At 37.1% G+C, this 1,027-nt stretch carries 1 pseudogene; it reads right to left on the bottom strand.

Annotated features, from left to right (window positions below):
• Positions 1-122, bottom strand: a pseudogene (locus ACJ5GX_RS03125) (ribonuclease); the annotation flags it as partial.
• Positions 123-1,027 lie beyond the last annotated feature (905 nt).

The raw sequence follows: 1,027 nt of genomic DNA, 5'->3' as shown, positions 1-1,027 counted from the left end.
GGAAATATTGATAACAGGATTAAAAATGATAGATATCCTGCGTGCTCCACTCCATCATTATAAATTGTGTCAATTAAAGCACGATAAAGGCAATAAACGATACTATAAAATTTCTGTAGCACTTGTAATATAAATAAACTTAGGTTAAAAAAAACACTTAGCACACGCACTATCTCGCAAACGATCGATCCGGTTTTGACTGCCTAAAACCGCTTTAACACTGAGCCTGGTTAAGCGTACATTGCTGGTTATCTTGAGTTTATTGTAATGACGCCCATATAATGACCAGCTATGTATGCCAAATCAGGCTCTTTCTGCAGGGTAGTGTAATATCAACTTAAATCTGAATTCAAAGCAGGTTCTTGAGGGATTAGATTTTTCGGTCTTTAGTTTATTTTTCATCTAAAGAGGGGGTAAGAAAGCATTGAAGCTTAGTTTTTAATCATTGTAACACTTTAGAAATTGAAGATTGCTGAAACCATACCCATTGATATGATAGCCAAAGTAAAGACAGCGAAATTATATGTTGCTACATACTGCTCTGCCATCTGAGCTACCGACGCCGCGACTAACACTTCCAAATTTTCAATCTCTTGGTACTCGTCTCAAAGCGACGTACACGCGGCGGGCGCTAAAAATTTTAACAATTTCATACAATTTTATCAATATCCGTTTTACGGTCGTTAACGCTCTGCCTACCCCGTAAGGGATACAGGCGTGATTAATGTATGTATTAACTTGCTGTCTGAAATGGTATGTTTACTTTCAGGAATGGGTGTAGGCGCGGACGCTGGCTTGGAGAAGCTCGGCATATTCGTGAAGACGATCGATCACACTTAAGACAACAAACTTTCATACAAACTATTAACCCCCTTTTCATCCCTTGGGGGTTGGGGATTAAAAAAAACGGAATTTTATCTATAATAGTTGCTTTATTACATAAAACACTTCATGTCTAAGTTTTAACTCTCTAGCTTCAGTAGTTTAGCATTTATACTATCACGAAAACAGAGAAAAAATAATATTT

It is taken from the genome of Wolbachia endosymbiont of Tuta absoluta (assembly GCF_059414725.1).
Note: the sequence above shows the minus strand (reverse complement) of the source record. Positions and strands in the feature narration are given on the sequence as shown.